We start from the raw sequence: 928 nt of genomic DNA, 5'->3' as shown, positions 1-928 counted from the left end.
CTAAGAGAATTTCATCCGATTTTATAAAAACAGGTTTTGTCAAAACAGCCTCCATACAGCCTGTTGGCAACGGTTAATTTATAAGGTATGGGGCATATATTTCATTTTTAATGAAATATGTCAATAAAAAAAATTCATAAAAAATGAAATTCTGTGGAGGCAGAGATTAATTATGGATAAAGAAATATTAGAAAAACTTTGGAATTGTGGAGATAAGAAAGTAATGGCTGTTATTATCTTTTGTCTAGGGAGCAAGAGTTCTGAAGAATCGTTAAAACAGCTTTCTGAACTTCAGGCTTTGCTCGATAATATAGTTGAATAAACTGTTCAGATTCTTTGATTAAGAAAGGAGGGATCTCACCAAAAAAATCAATAATCTCTATTAATTCACTTGCTTTTATGGATCTTTTTGTACTTGAATCGTGCAACATGCTAGTTAAAGTAGATGGCAATACTCCTAAATGTTTGGCTAGCATTTTCTTGCTGCCATGCCCATTTTTAGCTAATTGCTCATTAAGCCATACCTTTAACTGATCTGATTCCATAAAATAAGAGTCTTTCATGTGAAATGAAAAATCAATAAAAAAAACATGAAATTTTATCTTGATAAAATTCACAAAATATGAAATTTTATCATTATGAAAAAAGAACCTGCGTATACCATAATAAAATATTTAGGTGGAGCTATTAATGTTTCGCGCATTTTACAGAAATGTAAGGGCGCTATTTATCGTATTACTTATTCTAAGGAAAAAGGTGGTGCTAATGGATTATTCCCCTCGATTTATCAAGCACAATTATTAGACTATGCTCGTGATCATGACATAGACTTACGCCCTGATGATTTTTTTTATCCTGAACGCTTGCAGAGATTAATGCAAGAGCAACACACCCCCCCAATGTCGCAATTTGTAGACAGTTCCCGTGT

General features: G+C 32.5%; 2 protein-coding genes. One reads left to right on the top strand and one right to left on the bottom strand.

Annotated features, from left to right (window positions below):
* Positions 1–233: 233 nt before the first annotated feature.
* Positions 234–545, bottom strand: coding sequence for a hypothetical protein (locus MCQ_RS07670; protein WP_035008222.1), 312 nt, complete (start codon positions 543–545; stop codon positions 234–236).
* Between the two features lie 93 nt (positions 546–638).
* On the opposite strand from MCQ_RS07670, the gene MCQ_RS07665 reads away from it, so the two are divergent.
* A partial coding sequence (locus tag MCQ_RS07665) for a hypothetical protein (RefSeq protein ID WP_006924602.1) occupies positions 639–928 on the top strand: 290 nt, incomplete at its 3' end.

It is taken from the genome of Candidatus Bartonella washoeensis Sb944nv (assembly GCF_000278135.1).
Classification (GTDB): Bacteria; Pseudomonadota; Alphaproteobacteria; order Rhizobiales; family Rhizobiaceae; genus Bartonella; species Bartonella washoeensis.
The sequence above is the reverse complement of the archived record's forward strand: the minus strand, read 5'-3'. Positions and strand labels throughout refer to the sequence as shown.

Excerpts from the sequence above, each read along its gene's own strand:
- MCQ_RS07670 (WP_035008222.1), bottom strand. The coding sequence starts at position 545 with ATGGAATCAGATCAGTTAAAGGTATGGCTTAATGAGCAATTAGCTAAA.